Origin of the sequence: Pseudomonas sp. YeP6b (genome assembly GCF_025642995.1) — a bacterium.
GTDB lineage: Bacteria > Pseudomonadota > Gammaproteobacteria > Pseudomonadales > Pseudomonadaceae > Aquipseudomonas.
Genome location: NZ_CP080090.1, coordinates 5,505,000 through 5,519,534, shown reverse-complemented (window position 1 = coordinate 5,519,534; position 14,535 = coordinate 5,505,000). Strand labels below are relative to the sequence as shown.

Annotated in this window: 15 protein-coding genes, 1 tRNA gene and 2 pseudogenes; 16 read left to right on the top strand and 2 right to left on the bottom strand. The window is 57.7% G+C overall.

Annotated elements, in window-relative coordinates; all coding sequences use genetic code 11:
• The first annotated feature begins 59 nt into the window (after window positions 1–59).
• The 16 genes from aspS (at window position 60) to KZH41_RS24855 (ending at window position 13,815) form a co-directional block, all read left to right on the top strand.
• The gene (aspS, locus tag KZH41_RS24930) at window positions 60–1,835 is read left to right on the top strand and encodes an aspartate--tRNA ligase (RefSeq protein ID WP_094952497.1); all 1,776 of its coding nucleotides are present in this window, start codon (window positions 60–62) and stop codon (window positions 1,833–1,835) included.
• Between the two features lie 150 nt (window positions 1,836–1,985).
• Window positions 1,986–2,732, top strand: coding sequence for a YebC/PmpR family DNA-binding transcriptional regulator (locus KZH41_RS24925; protein WP_094952496.1), 747 nt, complete (start codon window positions 1,986–1,988; stop codon window positions 2,730–2,732).
• Between the two features lie 171 nt (window positions 2,733–2,903).
• The gene (gene ruvC / locus KZH41_RS24920; RefSeq protein WP_024077147.1) at window positions 2,904–3,428 is read left to right on the top strand and encodes a crossover junction endodeoxyribonuclease RuvC; all 525 of its coding nucleotides are present in this window, start codon (window positions 2,904–2,906) and stop codon (window positions 3,426–3,428) included.
• Between the two features lie 67 nt (window positions 3,429–3,495).
• Window positions 3,496–4,107: a Holliday junction branch migration protein RuvA gene (gene ruvA / locus KZH41_RS24915; protein ID WP_025854761.1), complete on the top strand. Its 612-nt coding sequence runs from the start codon at window positions 3,496–3,498 to the stop codon at window positions 4,105–4,107.
• Complete coding sequence (gene ruvB / locus KZH41_RS24910; protein ID WP_094952494.1) at window positions 4,108–5,166, top strand: Holliday junction branch migration DNA helicase RuvB; 1,059 nt, start codon at window positions 4,108–4,110, stop codon at window positions 5,164–5,166.
• Window positions 5,167–5,305: 139 nt separating this feature from the next.
• Complete coding sequence (gene ybgC / locus KZH41_RS24905) at window positions 5,306–5,761, top strand: tol-pal system-associated acyl-CoA thioesterase (protein WP_071484353.1); 456 nt, start codon at window positions 5,306–5,308, stop codon at window positions 5,759–5,761.
• A 1-nt stretch (window position 5,762) separates the two neighbouring features.
• On the top strand, window positions 5,763–6,458 hold the full coding sequence (gene tolQ, locus KZH41_RS24900; protein ID WP_048727035.1) for a protein TolQ: 696 nt from the start codon (window positions 5,763–5,765) through the stop codon (window positions 6,456–6,458).
• 23 nt (window positions 6,459–6,481) lie between these two features.
• The gene (gene tolR / locus KZH41_RS24895; protein ID WP_161630238.1) at window positions 6,482–6,934 is read left to right on the top strand and encodes a protein TolR; all 453 of its coding nucleotides are present in this window, start codon (window positions 6,482–6,484) and stop codon (window positions 6,932–6,934) included.
• A complete protein-coding gene (gene tolA, locus KZH41_RS24890) occupies window positions 6,934–8,007 on the top strand; it encodes a cell envelope integrity protein TolA (protein ID WP_263273905.1) in 1,074 nt (357 codons plus the stop codon). Before tolR ends, tolA begins: the two co-directional genes overlap by 1 nt.
• Window positions 8,008–8,024: 17 nt before the next feature.
• Window positions 8,025–9,305 carry a Tol-Pal system beta propeller repeat protein TolB gene (gene tolB, locus KZH41_RS24885; RefSeq protein WP_176462982.1) on the top strand — a complete coding sequence of 427 codons (1,281 nt, stop codon included), beginning with the start codon at window positions 8,025–8,027 and terminating at the stop codon, window positions 9,303–9,305.
• 55 nt (window positions 9,306–9,360) lie between these two features.
• Window positions 9,361–9,861 carry a peptidoglycan-associated lipoprotein Pal gene (gene pal / locus KZH41_RS24880; RefSeq protein ID WP_003193861.1) on the top strand — a complete coding sequence of 167 codons (501 nt, stop codon included), beginning with the start codon at window positions 9,361–9,363 and terminating at the stop codon, window positions 9,859–9,861.
• A gap of 6 nt (window positions 9,862–9,867) precedes the next feature.
• Window positions 9,868–10,704: a tol-pal system protein YbgF gene (gene ybgF / locus KZH41_RS24875; RefSeq protein WP_263273904.1), complete on the top strand. Its 837-nt coding sequence runs from the start codon at window positions 9,868–9,870 to the stop codon at window positions 10,702–10,704.
• Window positions 10,705–10,869: 165 nt separating this feature from the next.
• Window positions 10,870–11,517, top strand: a complete 648-nt coding sequence (gene queE / locus KZH41_RS24870) for a 7-carboxy-7-deazaguanine synthase QueE (protein ID WP_083356998.1) — start codon at window positions 10,870–10,872, stop codon at window positions 11,515–11,517.
• A 1-nt stretch (window position 11,518) separates the two neighbouring features.
• Window positions 11,519–12,196 (top strand): 7-cyano-7-deazaguanine synthase QueC, encoded by a 678-nt coding sequence (gene queC / locus KZH41_RS24865; protein WP_263273903.1) that lies wholly within the window; start codon window positions 11,519–11,521, stop codon window positions 12,194–12,196.
• 63 nt (window positions 12,197–12,259) lie between these two features.
• A tRNA-Lys gene (locus KZH41_RS24860) sits at window positions 12,260–12,335 on the top strand.
• 448 nt (window positions 12,336–12,783) lie between these two features.
• Window positions 12,784–13,815 (top strand): hypothetical protein, encoded by a 1,032-nt coding sequence (locus tag KZH41_RS24855; protein WP_263273902.1) that lies wholly within the window; start codon window positions 12,784–12,786, stop codon window positions 13,813–13,815.
• A gap of 89 nt (window positions 13,816–13,904) precedes the next feature.
• Here the strand turns inward: KZH41_RS24855 and KZH41_RS24850 are convergent.
• Together KZH41_RS24850 and KZH41_RS24845 are read right to left on the bottom strand one after the other, a co-directional pair.
• A pseudogene (locus KZH41_RS24850) lies at window positions 13,905–14,198 on the bottom strand (phosphate ABC transporter ATP-binding protein); the annotation flags it as partial.
• 2 nt (window positions 14,199–14,200) lie between these two features.
• Window positions 14,201–14,521: pseudogene (locus KZH41_RS24845) on the bottom strand (phosphate ABC transporter substrate-binding protein PstS); the annotation flags it as partial.
• Window positions 14,522–14,535: the final 14 nt, after the last annotated feature.

The window sequence follows — 14,535 nt, the reverse complement described above, 5'->3', positions numbered from 1 at the left end:
GTACGGTGACGAGGCGAGCCTCCACCGAATTTCGAATTACGAGAAGTGAAACCACTACCATGATGCGCAGCCACTATTGCGGCCAACTGAACGAGACCCTGGAAGGTCAGGAAATCACCCTTTGCGGATGGGTTCACCGTCGCCGCGACCACGGCGGGGTGATTTTCCTCGATATCCGTGATCGTGATGGTCTGGCCCAGGTGGTGTTCGACCCGGACCGCGCTGAAAGCTTCGCCGCCGCCGACCGCGTGCGCAGCGAATACGTCGTGAAAATCACTGGCAAGGTTCGCCTGCGTCCGGCCGGTGCCGTGAACGCGAACATGGCTTCCGGCGCCATCGAAGTGCTGGGTTACGAGCTGGAAGTGCTGAACGAGTCGGAAACCCCGCCGTTCCCGCTCAACGAATATTCTGATGTGGGCGAAGAAACTCGCCTGCGCTACCGCTTCCTGGACCTGCGTCGCCCGGAAATGGCCGAGAAGCTGCGTCTGCGTTCGCGCATGACCACCAGCATCCGCCGCTTCCTCGACGAAAACGGCTTCCTCGACGTGGAAACGCCAATCCTCACCCGGGCCACCCCTGAAGGCGCGCGTGACTACCTGGTGCCGAGCCGTACCCACGCCGGTTCCTTCTTCGCCTTGCCGCAATCGCCGCAGCTGTTCAAGCAACTGCTGATGGTGGCCGGCTTCGACCGTTACTACCAGATCGCCAAGTGCTTCCGCGACGAAGACCTGCGCGCTGACCGTCAGCCTGAATTCACCCAGATCGACATCGAGACCAGCTTCCTCGATGAAAAAGAGATCATGGGCCTGACCGAACAAATGATCCGCAACCTGTTCAAGGAAGTGCTGGATCTGGAATTCGGCGAATTCCCGCACATGACCTTCGAAGAAGCCATGCGCCGCTACGGTTCCGACAAACCAGACCTGCGTAACCCGCTGGAACTGGTGGACGTGGCCGACCAGCTCAAAGAAGTCGATTTCAAGGTGTTCAGCGGCCCGGCCAATGACCCTAAATGCCGCATCGCCGCCCTGCGCGTGCCTGGCGGCGCGAGCATGCCGCGCAAGCAGATCGACGACTACACCAAGTTCGTAGGCATCTACGGTGCCAAGGGCCTGGCGTACATCAAGGTCAACGAGCGTGCGAACGGCGTTGATGGCCTGCAGTCCCCAATCGTGAAAAACATCCCGCTGGACAACCTGAACGCGATCCTCGATCGCGTCGGTGCGGTCGACGGCGACATCGTGTTCTTCGGCGCTGACAAAGCCAAGATCGTCAGCGAAGCCCTGGGCGCGCTGCGGATCAAGCTGGGCCACGACCTGGACCTGCTGACCTGCAAGTGGGCCCCGATGTGGGTCGTCGACTTCCCGATGTTCGAAGAGAACGACGACGGCAGCTTCAGCGCCTTGCACCACCCGTTCACTGCGCCGAAGTGCTCGCCTGAAGCGTTGGAAGCCAACCCGGCAGGCGCGCTGTCGCGTGCCTACGACATGGTGCTCAACGGCACCGAGCTGGGTGGCGGTTCGATCCGTATCCACCGCAAAGAGATGCAACAAGCGGTGTTCCGCCTGTTGGGCATCAACGAAGCGGAACAGGAAGAGAAGTTCGGCTTCCTGCTCGACGCCCTGAAGTACGGCGCACCGCCGCATGGTGGCCTGGCATTCGGCCTGGACCGTCTGGTGATGCTGATGACCGGCGCCCAGTCGATCCGTGAAGTGATCGCCTTCCCGAAAACCCAGAGTGCTGCGGACGTAATGACCCAGGCGCCGGGCGTGGTTGATGCCAAGGCGCTGCGCGAGCTGCACATCCGTCTGCGCGAGACGCCGAAGGCTGAGTAAGGCTGCTGCGTGAAAGCGCACTGAGGTTTACGCAGTCTAAAAAGGCGCATCTTCGGATGCGCCTTTGCGTTACAAGGGTTGTGCTTTTAAGAGAGAAGTCCTGCCTGGGGCGGGATTGTTAAAGTTTCTAGAGAATTTCGGAGTTGTGTTATGGCTGGCCATTCCAAGTGGGCGAACATCAAGCACCGCAAAGAGCGACAGGATGCCAAGAAAGGCAAGATCTTCACCAAGTGGATTCGCGAACTGACCGTCGCTGCCCGCCAGGGCGGCGGTGACCCGGGCTCCAACCCACGTCTGCGCCTGGCGCTGGACAAGGCGTTGGGCGCGAACATGAGCCGCGACATCATCGACCGCGCTGTGGCCCGTGGTGCCGGCGCGGCCGACACCGACGACATGGTCGAGCTGAGCTACGAAGGCTACGGCCCGGGCGGCGTGGCGGTGATGGTCGAGTGCATGACCGACAACCGCAACCGTACTGCCGCAGCCGTGCGCCATGCGTTCAGCAAATGCGGCGGTAACCTGGGCACCGACGGTTCGGTGGCTTACCTGTTCGAGCGCAAGGGGCAGATCTCCTTCGCACCCGGCGTGGATGAAGATGCGCTGATCGAAGCCGCAATGGAGGCAGATGCCGACGACGTGGTGACCAACGAAGACGGTTCCATCGACGTATTCACCTCGTTCGCAGGTTTCTACGCGGTGCGTAATGCCCTGGAAGCCGCCGGTTTCAAAGGCACTGACGCGGAAATCGTGATGCTGCCGACCACCAGCGCCGAGCTGGACCTGGACGGTGCGCAGAAAGTGCTAAAGATGCTCGATATGCTTGAAGACCTGGATGATGTGCAGAACGTTTATTCGAATGCCGACATTCCAGAAGAAGTGGCCGAACAGCTCTCTTAAGGGGCGCGCCGCTCCACTGTGTGAGCTGGTTTGGGTGGGTGTTGGCTTGCCTGCGATAGCGTCACCTCGGTTTGACAGAAGCACCGAGGTGTCTGCATCGCAGGCAAGCCAGCTCCCACAGTTGATTGATGTTGGCCGCAAGAATTGTGTTTTCCCTACTCCGCAGGCGTTATGACTTTAATCCTAGGTATCGACCCCGGTTCGCGCATCACCGGTTTTGGCGTGGTGCAACATACCCCGCGCGGCTGCGTTTACGTCGCCTCGGGCTGCATCCGCACCGGCGCGGGCGAGTTGGCCGAGCGCCTGCAGATCGTCTATCGCGGCGTGCGTGAAGTGATCCAGACCTACGGCCCGGTGACCATGGGCATCGAAAAAGTGTTCATGGCCAAAAACGCCGACTCCGCGCTGAAACTCGGCCAGGCGCGTGGCGCCGCCATCGTCGCCGGCGCGGAGGAGGGTATGGAAATCGCCGAATACACCGCGACCCAGGTCAAGCAGGCTGTGGTCGGCACCGGTGCGGCGAATAAGGAGCAGGTGCAGATGATGGTTATGCACATGCTCAAGCTCACCTCAAAACCGCAGATCGACGCCTCCGACGCCCTGGCCATTGCCATTTGCCATGCGCACACCCGCTCAAGCTTGCTGCCGCATGGCCTGGGCACGGCACGCAGTCGTGGCGGGCGGCTGCGTCTCTGATAGCATCAGCGCAATCGTTATTTCCGGTCAGGCCTTGTTCTGACCCTAAGCTTTAAGGATCTGAACCGTGATTGGACGCTTGCGCGGCACCCTGGCTGAGAAACAGCCGCCGCACCTGATTCTGGATGTAAATGGGTTGGGCTATGAGCTGGAAGTGCCCATGACCACCCTGTATCGCCTGCCGTCGGTCGGCGAGCCGCTGACCCTGCACACCCATCTGGTAGTGCGTGAAGATGCGCAATTGCTCTATGGTTTCATTGGCAAGCGTGATCGCGACTTCTTTCGCGAGCTTATTCGCCTCAATGGCGTGGGCCCCAAGCTCGCGCTGGCATTGATGTCGAGCCTGGAAGTGGATGAGTTGGTGCGCGCGGTTTCGGCCCAGGACACCTCGGCGTTGACCAAGGTGCCGGGCGTTGGCAAGAAAACTGCCGAGCGCCTGCTGGTGGAACTCAAGGACCGTTTCAAAGCCTGGGAAGTCGTACCGAGCATGTTTGCCCTGGTGCCGAACCAGCCGGATATGCCGGCCGGCCAGGTCGCCAGCGCCGAAAGCGATGCGGTCAGCGCGTTGATCTCCCTGGGCTACAAGCCGCAGGAAGCGAGCAAAGCCGTATCGGCCATCAAGGATAAGAACCTGAGCAGCGAAGACATGATCCGCCGAGCCCTGAAGGGAATGATTTAAGTGATTGAAGCTGATCGTCTGATCGCGGCCACTGGCCCGCGCGACCGTGAAGAAGTCCAGGACCGGGCCATCCGCCCGCTGAGCCTGGCCGACTATATCGGCCAGCCCACCGTGCGTGAGCAAATGGAGTTGTTCATCCAGGCCGCGCGCGGGCGCAGCGAGTCCTTGGACCACACGTTGATCTTCGGCCCGCCGGGGCTGGGTAAAACCACCCTGGCAATGATCATCGCCAATGAAATGGGGGTGTCGATCAAGTCCACCTCCGGCCCGGTGCTGGAGCGTCCGGGGGACTTGGCGGCGTTGCTGACCAATCTTGAGCCGCACGACGTGCTGTTTATCGACGAAATCCATCGGCTGTCGCCCATCGTCGAGGAAGTGCTGTACCCCGCCATGGAAGACTTTCAGCTCGACATCATGATCGGCGAAGGCCCGGCGGCCCGCTCGATCAAGCTCGATTTGCCGCCGTTCACTCTGGTGGGGGCGACCACCCGCGCAGGCATGTTGACCAACCCGCTGCGAGACCGTTTCGGCATTGTTCAACGTCTAGAGTTCTATAGCACTGCGGATTTGGCCACCATCGTCAGCCGTTCGGCGAGCATCCTTGGCTTGCCCCTAGACCCGGACGGCGCGTTTGAAATCGCCCGCCGCGCCCGTGGTACGCCGCGGATCGCCAACCGTTTGTTACGGCGTGTGCGCGATTTTGCCGAGGTGCGGGCCAAGGGGCATATCACCAAGGCCGTGGCTGATCTGGCCTTGAACCTGCTGGATGTGGACGAACATGGCTTCGATCACCAGGATCGGCGTCTACTCTTGACCATGATCGAGAAGTTCGACGGCGGCCCGGTGGGCGTAGACAGCCTGGCGGCGGCGATCAGCGAGGAGCGCCACACGATTGAAGATGTGCTGGAGCCGTACCTGATCCAACAGGGTTACATCATGCGTACGCCAAGGGGGCGGGTGGTGACGCGCCATGCCTATTTGCACTTCGGGTTAAACATTCCGTCACGATTGGGTGAGATGCCTGTAGTAGACGAATTCCTCGATGCAGTGGACGATTAAAAAGGTCACGCCAGTCGATTTATCTGAGCTTTGTGCTGTCCTAGTGGCTGGTGTCGTCATTCAGTTGTTAGAAATGTGTCATAGGATCAAAAAACAGTTGCCCAGCCGGATTGGCAACCTGAGGAGTAAGCACTAGAGTATGCGCGCGCAAAACGGGGATCAGTCGTTCGCACATCGCTGTCGCGTTTATTACGAGGACACCGATGCTGGCGGCATCGTTTATTACGTCAACTACCTCAAGTTCATGGAGCGGGCTCGAACCGAGCGGCTACGGGAGCTGGGCTTTGCCCAATCCCAGCTGGCAGGGGAGGACCTGTTATTTGTCGTGCATTCCAGCGAGGCGCGCTACCACGCACCGGCGCGATTGGACGATGAATTGTTGGTCAGCGCTGAAGTAATCGAATTGAACCGTGTCAGCCTGCGCTTTAAACAGCAGGTCAGGCGGGCAACGGATGCAACGCTGCTCTGTGAGGGGCAGTTCCTGGTGGCCTGTGTGCGCACCAATAGTTTGAAACCCCGGGCCATTCCCGAAGCTCTACGTGCGGCCTTTGCCGGCGTAAGCGGCGCGGGTAAACAATCAAAGCAGGAGATTTAGCGTGGAACCTACCGTCGTCGACCATTCCTCCATGTGGAGCCTGGTCAGCAATGCCAGTGTTGTGGTTCAACTGGTGATGCTGATCCTGGTAGCCGCATCGGTTACCTCTTGGGTCATGATTTTTCAGCGCAGCAACCTGCTGCGTGCCGGTCGACGTGCCCTGGAGAGCTTCGAGGAGCGCTTCTGGTCGGGTATCGACCTGTCCAAGCTGTACCGCCAGGCCGGCAGCAACCCGGACCCTGATTCGGGCGTCGAGCAGATCTTTCGCGCCGGTTTCAAGGAATTCTCCCGCCTGCGTCAGCAACCGGGCGTTGACCCGGAAGCGGTCATGGAAGGCGTGGCCCGTGCCATGCGCGTCGCCATTTCCCGCGAAGAAGAGAAGCTTGAGCAAAGTTTGCCGTTCCTCGCCACCGTGGGTTCCGTCAGCCCGTACATCGGCTTGTTCGGTACTGTGTGGGGGATCATGAACTCCTTCCGCGGCCTGGCCCAGGCCCAGCAAGCGACCCTGGCCACCGTGGCCCCGGGTATCGCCGAAGCCCTGATCGCCACCGCGATCGGCTTGTTCGCCGCTATCCCGGCAGTAATCGCCTACAACCGTTTTGCCGCGCGCGGCGAGACTTTGATCAGCCGTTACTACACCTTCGCCGATGAATTCCAGGCGATCCTGCACCGTAAAGTGCACACCAGCGAAGAATAAGCAGGTAATTCCCAATGGCTTTAATCGCTCGAGCTCGCAAAAAGCGCAAGCCGGTCGCCGAGATGAACGTAGTGCCCTACATCGACGTGATGCTGGTGCTGCTGGTGATCTTTATGGTGACCGCGCCGATGCTCAATCAGGGCGTGAAAGTTGATTTGCCCAAGGTTTCCAGCGAAGCCTTGCCGCAAGACAACAACACTCAGGTCCTGACCATTTCGATCAAGGCTGACAAGACCTATTACTGGAACCTTGGCAGCGAAGTCGACACCCAGAAACAGCAGGACAAGGCCATGACCTTGCCGCAGATGACCGACGCCGTGACCAAGATCATCCGGTCCGGCAACGAAGGCGGCAAGCACACGCAAGTGTTCATTCGCGGCGACAAAGTGGTCGACTATGGCTCCGTCATGGGCGCCATGGGTGGGCTGCAGAAGGCCGGCGTGGGTAACGTTGGCTTGATTACCGAGGCGCCCTGATGCACCAACAGCGAGAGCCGTCCGCCTCGGAAAGCTTCTTCTGGCCTAGCGTCTGGGCAATTGCCCTGCACGTCCTGGTGTTTGGCATGCTGTTCGTCAGCTTTGCCATGACCCCGGACCTGCCGCCAGCCAAGCCGATCGTGCAGGCGACCCTGTATCAGCTGAAATCGAAAAGTCAGGCCACCACCCAGACCAATCAGAAGATTGCGGGTGAGGCCCAGAAGTCGGCTGCGCGCCAGACTGAAGTCGAGCAGATGGAACAGAAGAAGGTCGAGCAGGAAGCGGTGAAGGCTGCTGCGGAACAAAAGAAAGAAGAGGCGGCTCAAAAGGTCGAGGAATCGAAAAAGGCTGACGAAGCCAAGAAAGCTGACGAGGCGAAAAAGGCTGATGAAGCCAAGAAAGCCGACAAAGCTGCCGAAGCTAAAAAAGCCGAAGAGAAACAATTGGCTGATATAGCCAAGAAGAAGTCTGAAGAAGAAGCCAAAAAAGCGGCCGAAGAAGAGGCCAAGAAAAAGGCCGCTGAAGACGCCAAGAAAAAGATAGTCGAAGACGCGAAGAAAAAAGCCGCCGAAGACGCCAAGAAAAAAGCTGAAGCAGACGAGGCGAAGAAGAAAGTCGCCGACGACGCGAAGAAGAAAGCTGCCGCCGACGCCAGCAAGAAAAAGGCCCAGGAAGCAGCACGTAAATCCGCCGAAGAGAAAAAGGCCCAGGCCTTGGCAGATTTGCTCTCCGACACGCCGCAGCGTCAGCAAGCCTTGGCAGATGAACGTGGTGATGAAGTCGCGGGCAGTTTCGACGATCTGATTCGGGCACGGGCAGCGGAAGGCTGGACACGTCCACCTTCGGCACGCAAAGGCATGACAGTAGTGCTGCAGATCGGCATGTTGCCGGACGGTACGGTGACTTCGGTCAGCGTGGCCAAGTCCAGTGGTGACGGTTCGTTCGACAGTTCGGCGGTTGCCGCGGTCAAGAACATTGGCCGGTTGACCGAGATGCAGGGAATGAAACCAAGCGACTTCGCTCCCTATCGTTCATTCAAGATGACATTCACACCTGAGGATCTAGCCTTGTGAGAAACCTTCTTCGAGGAATGCTTGTCGTTATTTGCTGTATGGCAGGGATAGCGGCGGCGGATGAAAAGAACATCCTGGTCACCAGCGGTAGCGATCGGGCCACCCCGATCGCCGTAGTACCGTTCGGCTGGCAGGGCGGCAGCGTGCTGCCGGACGACATGGCCCAGATCGTCAGTGACGACCTGCGCAACTCCGGTTACTACGCGCCGATTCCGAAAGGCAACATGATCAGCCAGCCCAACCAGGCGAGCGAAGTTGTGTTCCGTGACTGGAAAGCAGTGGGCGCGCAGTACCTGATGGTCGGCAACATCACGCCAGCCGGCGGTCGCCTGCAAATCCAGTACACGTTGTTCAACGTGGCCACCGAGCAGCAGGTCTTGACCGGCAGCGTATCGGGCACCGCCGAACAACTGCGGGACATGGCGCACTACATCTCCGACCAGTCGTTTGAAAAGCTCACCGGTATCAAAGGTGCTTTCTCGACGCGTCTGCTTTATGTAACGGCTGAGCGTTTCTCCGTAGATAACACGCGTTACACATTGCAGCGTTCGGACTACGACGGTGCACGGGCTGTGACGTTGTTGCAATCGCGTGAGCCAATCCTGTCGCCGCGTTTTGCGCCGGACGGCAAGCGTATTGCCTACGTGTCGTTCGAGCAGCGCCGTCCACGTATCTTCGTGCAGCACATTGATACGGGTCGTCGTGAGCAGATCACCAACTTTGAAGGCCTCAACGGTGCACCTGCCTGGTCGCCGGATGGTTCGCGCCTGGCGTTCGTACTGTCCAAAGACGGCAACCCGGACATCTACGTGATGAACATGGCTTCGCGCCAGATCAGCCGTGTTACCAGCGGCCCGGGCATCAACACTGAACCGTTCTGGGGTAAAGATGGTTCTACCATCTACTTCACCTCCGACCGGGGCGGCAAGCCACAGGTCTACAAGGCAAATGTGAGCGGCGGCAGCGCGGAACGAGTGACCTTTATTGGTAACTACAACGCAAATCCGAAGCTTTCGGCTGATGAAAAGACGTTGGTGATGATTCACCGTCAGGATGGTTTCACTAATTTCCGGGTTGCGGCCCAGGATTTGCAGCGCGGAACCGTAAAAATCCTTACAGATACCAACCTTGATGAGTCAGCTACTGTTGCGCCCAACGGCACCATGGTAATCTACGCCACCCGCCAGCAGGGCCGGGGAGTCTTGATGCTCGTATCCATTAATGGACGCGTAAGGCTCCCACTTCCTACCGCACAAGGCGAAGTCAGAGAACCATCCTGGTCCCCTTACCTGAACTGACGCGGCGCTACAAAAAGAAGTACTTAACACACTGGGGTTCATTAGGAGTTTCACGATGGAAATGCTGAAGTTTGGTAAGTTTGCTGCTCTGGCTCTGGCTCTGTCCGTAGCCGTTGGTTGCTCCTCTAAAGGCGGCGACAATGCCGGTGAAGGCGCAGCTGTTGATCCAAACGCTGGTTACGGCGCTAACACTGGTGCAGTTGACGGCTCCCTGAGCGAAGAAGCTGCTCTGCGCGCTATCACCACTTTCTACTTCGAATACGACAGTTCGGACCTGAAGCCAGAAGCCATGCGCGCTCTGGACGTTCACGCCAAGGACCTGAAAGCTAACGGCGCTCGCGTTGTTCTGGAAGGTAACACTGACGCCCGTGGTACTCGTGAGTACAACATGGCACTGGGCGAGCGTCGTGCGAAAGCCGTTCAGCGCTACCTGGTACTGCAAGGTGTTGCTCCAGGCCAACTGGAACTGGTTTCCTACGGTAAAGAGCGTCCAGTTGCAACTGGCAACGACGAACAGTCGTGGGCTCAGAACCGTCGCGTCGAACTGCGTAAGTAATTCGTCATGCGAACGTGCCGTCGTGCTCTAACTGTATTGGCTCTCAGCCTCGCACCGCTTGCGGTGTGGGCTGCGGTTCCTGTAACGGATAGCAACTCAGGCTATAACAATAGCGGGAGCAGTTATCCGCCAGCGGGTTATGGCACGAACGGCGCCTATGCTGGGGGAGCGGTTACGTCCGCTCCCTCGGCACAGGGCGCACTGTTCAACCAGCTGCAACGCATGCAGGATCAATTGTCCCAGCAACAAGGCGCAATTGAAGTTCTGCAGAACCAAGTGAACCAGCTGAAGCAAGAAGGCCTGGAGCGATACCAGGATCTTGATCGTCGTATTGGAGCCGGTGTTACACCTGCCGCCACTCCTGATAATTCTTCTGCCGGTGGTGCGCCAAGTGCTGCCGCCGGTGGTGCTGCAGCGGGGGCCGCTGCTGCCAGCCAAGCCCCTGCCGCCAGTAGCGAACCGGGTGATCCTGCGAAGGAAAAACTGTATTACGATGCAGCCTTCGACCTGATCAAAGCCAAGGATTTCGATAAGGCCAGCCAGGCTTTTACCGCCTTCCTGCGCAAGTACCCGAACAGTCAATACGCGGGCAATGCCCAGTACTGGTTGGGCGAGGTCAACTTGGCCAAGGGTGATTTGCAAGCAGCAGGCCAGGCGTTTGCCAAGGTCAGCCAGCTTTACCCAAAGCATGCCAAGGTGCCTGATTCGCTGTACAAACTCGCTGACGTAGAACGCCGCCTGGGTCATACCGACAAGGTCAAAGGCATTCTGCAGCAGGTGGTTGCCCAATATCCGGGTACCTCCGCTGCCCAGTTGGCGCAACGGGATCTGCAACGCTTGTAAGCGCTGCAGCCCCGTTCAGAAGAAACCCGCGCCTGGCGCGGGTTTTTTCGTTAGAATCCACGCCCTTTTATGAAACACGCTCCTTGGGGTTGACGCGTTGGCGCAATCCCTCGAAGTGCCTGACGGAGGCGGACAGCCTGTTTAGCTGTTACGCCCGTGGCGACTATGCAAGACACATTACGTATTACCGAAGTTTTTTACTCGTTACAGGGTGAAACGCGAACCGCTGGCCTGCCCACCGTATTTGTACGGCTGACCGGCTGCCCTTTGCGTTGCCAATACTGTGACAGCGCCTACGCCTTCAGTGGCGGCACCGTGCGCACCCTCGACGACATCCTTGAGCAGGTTGCCGGCTTCAAGCCGCGCTACGTCTGTGTCACTGGCGGCGAGCCCCTGGCCCAACCCAATGCCATCCCATTGCTCAAGCAGCTGTGTGACGCCGGTTACGAGGTCTCGTTGGAAACCAGCGGCGCCTTGGACATCTCGGCGGTGGACCCGCGCGTCAGCCGAGTGGTCGACCTCAAGACCCCAGGCTCCAAAGAGGCGCACCGTAACCTCTACGACAACATGGACCTGCTGACGGCCAACGATCAGGTCAAGTTCGTGATCTGTTCCCGCGACGATTATGACTGGGCGGCCTCCAAGCTGATCCAGTACGGCCTTGACCGTCGCGCAGGCGAGGTGCTGTTCTCCCCAAGCCATCACGACCTGAACGCCCGCGACCTGGCGGACTGGGTGGTAGCGGACAACCTGCCGGTACGCCTGCAATTGCAGTTGCACAAATACCTGTGGAATGACGAACCGGGGCGCTGAGATGGCTGATCAACAACGTGCAGTCATCCTGCTCTCTGGCGGCCTGGATTCCGCCACGCTGGTGGCCATGGTCCGCGCCCAAGGCTACAGCTGCTACACCATGAGCTTCGACTACGGCCAGCGCCACCGCGCCGAGCTGGACGCCGCCGCGCGTGTCGCCCATGACCTGGGCGTAGTCGAGCACAAAGTGATCGGCCTCAACCTTAATGGCATCGGCGGTTCGGCCCTGACTGACAGCAGCATCGACGTACCCGAGGCGCCGAGCGAAGGCATCCCGCTGACCTATGTGCCCGCACGTAACACCGTGTTCCTGTCCCTGGCCCTCGGCTGGGCCGAAGTGCTGAATGCCCGCGAGATCTTCATCGGCGTTAACGCACTGGACTACAACGGCTACCCGGACTGCCGTCCAGAGTATGTCGAGGCATTCGAGCGCATGGCCAACCTGGCGACCAAGGCCGGCGTAGAGGGGCAGGGGTTTCGTATCCAGGCACCGCTGCAGAGCATGAGCAAAGCGGACATTGTGAAGGCTGGTATAGCACTTGGCGTTGATTACGCGCTGACTGTTTCCTGCTATCAGGCAGACAATGCCGGCCGTGCTTGTGGGAAATGTGACGCTTGCCGATTGCGTGCAGAAGGCTTCCAAGCCGCCGGAATGACTGACCCAACGCGTTATTTCTGATTTATTTAAAATAAGGTGTTGAATAATCCTTAGAAATCAGTATTATACGCGCCACAACACAGCGGGTCGTTAGCTCAGTTGGTAGAGCAGTTGGCTTTTAACCAATTGGTCGTAGGTTCGAATCCCACACGACCCACCATTTTTGGCGGTTTAGAAAATCCGGAAGGCCCACGCAAGTGAGGATTTCCGGGTTTTTTTTTGCCTGCGATTTGGTGGGGTTCGAGTCCCGATACACGGGTATCACCAACGTACGGTACTGCTAGCTGTGCAGGCGTCTAATATCACGCCTGAGTGCTAGACGTCTTCTGTCACATCAACCGTGACTGTCAGTTACTGACCTTGTTTTTTTAGGAAAAGCCCGGGCTCTTTTAGTGATTTTTCTGACAGTCTCTTCTGGTGTCGGCCCTCTACTGTTGTGTTATGAAAAATTAACGAGCCTGAGCCCTTGTCCGTCAAGGATGGACGTTCCCCTGGCATGCGTTACGTTAGTTATTCAAGTTGGACAGGACTCCTTAAGATTATGCCAATGAATAGGCGCTGGATTAACGATTGTTAATTGCTTTTTCAAGAAAGGGTCTGTCGCGAATATGAATATTTATCGTCCTCAACTGTTTCCACAAACAACTCCCGAGTCGTTTGTTCAACCTCAAACGCCATCCTCAGCTTCAGTCACTGAAAAATCACATAACGACCAGAACAAAGAACATAACAACAGCCTTCAGTTACCGGCGCGTGGTATCGCTTCGAACACTGTGCATCCCCTCTCAAATGGTGCTGCTGGCGCACGGACTGTTTTGCCAGCGCTCACTACCGATACTTCAAAGCTTAATAAAGTCAGCGATCCAATGCACGAAATTAAGAAAGAGGCAACATCGCCCAATGGACTGCTTGCTGTGAGTTACTCACTTGCTACACCAAGCTCTGGGTTGAGCAATATCACCTTTCCAATGTCTATCGACGAAGGTCTTCAAAGAAAGAGTGGCACGGACGCGGGCATTTATTACGCGATGATGTTTGGTGTTAATACCGAGAAAAATACCTATCTTGGCCGCGGCTATATCGGCATGCAGCCACGCGGGGACGCAAAGGCGCTGATTATTTTTTCTGGGTATGGGCCGCACTTCAAAGCATCACAAGGCACAGCTGAGTTTGATGGAGTAAAGGGGGCCAGCAATAGCACATTGGTAGACTTTAAATTTGGCAATAAATATAACCTTACGGTTGAGCGAGATCCTGCGAATGCGAAGAACTTGAAAGCCTATATTCAGGATGTCACGGATCCCGATAATCCTGAGCCCAGGCAGCATGTCAAAGATCTGTCTGTCGACCAGCGTGTTGTATTGGTCGGCACAGATACAGGTTTCGTCGAACAGTACGGCGCGAAAATAAATCAAAGCTCGCAGATAGCGCCTACTCGAGGTAGTTTTTTTGCACCTTTCACGACAGATGATGAGGGCAATATTAAAGTGGGTGAAATCAAGAGCAATGGTTTATATGGAAGGTACAAAAACTCAGTGGTGGGTCAGCAGCAGATTGTCAAAGCAGGGGGTGTAGGTAAGGAGTTAGAGTTTTCTTTACAGGGCGTGGTTAAAGAGGAAGCCCCGGCGGCGGCGAAATGATAGAAACTGTTTCTTGACCTGCGGGGCTCTGTCAGAGTCCCGCACGCCCCACGATGAAGGCGGTACTTATAAAATACACTGCCAACGGCTCAGCCAAACCGCTCGGTAATATAGTCCTCGGTCTGCTTCATCTTCGGCTTGGTAAAAACCTCGTCTGTATTCCCATACTCAATCAATTCCCCCATGAACATGAACGCGGTGTTGTCCGACACCTGCGCGGCTTGCTGCATGTTGTGGGTCACGGTGATCACCGTGTAGTGCGCCTTCAACTCTGTAATCAGCTGCTCGATACGCCCAGTGGAAATCGGGTCGAGCGCTGAAGTCGGTTCGTCCAGCAGCAACACCTGCGGGCGCAGCGCAATGGTGCGTGCAATGCGCACGCGCACGCGCCTTCGCCTGGGGCGTTGGTCATGATCAGGTTGAAGTCCTTGGCGTTGGCCCAGTCGGCGGTATCCGCAGCCGCCTGGAACGCCTTGGCGTCAGGTTTGACGAATGTGCCCGACGCATTTTTCAGCTGGGCGTAGGTCATCTTGTTCTGCAGGGCGTAGGCGTATTCCACAAAGCCGATGGAGTTCTTGATCTGCTTCACGTAGGCCGAAACGCCTTCGTTACCCTTGCCGCCCACACTGACCGGCCACGGCACGGTGGTGCCGAAACCAATCTTGGTTTTCCAGCTGTCACTGACTTTGGCCAGGTAGTTGGTGAACATTTAGAAATGTT

What these genes read in the sequence shown, in the direction of transcription:
- aspS (WP_094952497.1), top strand. Translation starts at nt 60, where the DNA reads ATGATGCGCAGCCACTATTGCGGCCAACTGAACGAGACCCTGGAAGGT.
- KZH41_RS24925 (WP_094952496.1), top strand. Translation starts at nt 1,986, where the DNA reads ATGGCTGGCCATTCCAAGTGGGCGAACATCAAGCACCGCAAAGAGCGA.
- ruvC (WP_024077147.1), top strand. Translation starts at nt 2,904, where the DNA reads ATGACTTTAATCCTAGGTATCGACCCCGGTTCGCGCATCACCGGTTTT.
- ybgC (WP_071484353.1), top strand. Translation starts at nt 5,306, where the DNA reads ATGCGCGCGCAAAACGGGGATCAGTCGTTCGCACATCGCTGTCGCGTT.
- tolA (WP_263273905.1), top strand. Translation starts at nt 6,934, where the DNA reads ATGCACCAACAGCGAGAGCCGTCCGCCTCGGAAAGCTTCTTCTGGCCT.
- tolB (WP_176462982.1), top strand. Translation starts at nt 8,025, where the DNA reads ATGCTTGTCGTTATTTGCTGTATGGCAGGGATAGCGGCGGCGGATGAA.
- pal (WP_003193861.1), top strand. Translation starts at nt 9,361, where the DNA reads ATGGAAATGCTGAAGTTTGGTAAGTTTGCTGCTCTGGCTCTGGCTCTG.
- ybgF (WP_263273904.1), top strand. Translation starts at nt 9,868, where the DNA reads ATGCGAACGTGCCGTCGTGCTCTAACTGTATTGGCTCTCAGCCTCGCA.
- queE (WP_083356998.1), top strand. Translation starts at nt 10,870, where the DNA reads ATGCAAGACACATTACGTATTACCGAAGTTTTTTACTCGTTACAGGGT.
- queC (WP_263273903.1), top strand. Translation starts at nt 11,519, where the DNA reads ATGGCTGATCAACAACGTGCAGTCATCCTGCTCTCTGGCGGCCTGGAT.
- KZH41_RS24855 (WP_263273902.1), top strand. Translation starts at nt 12,784, where the DNA reads ATGAATATTTATCGTCCTCAACTGTTTCCACAAACAACTCCCGAGTCG.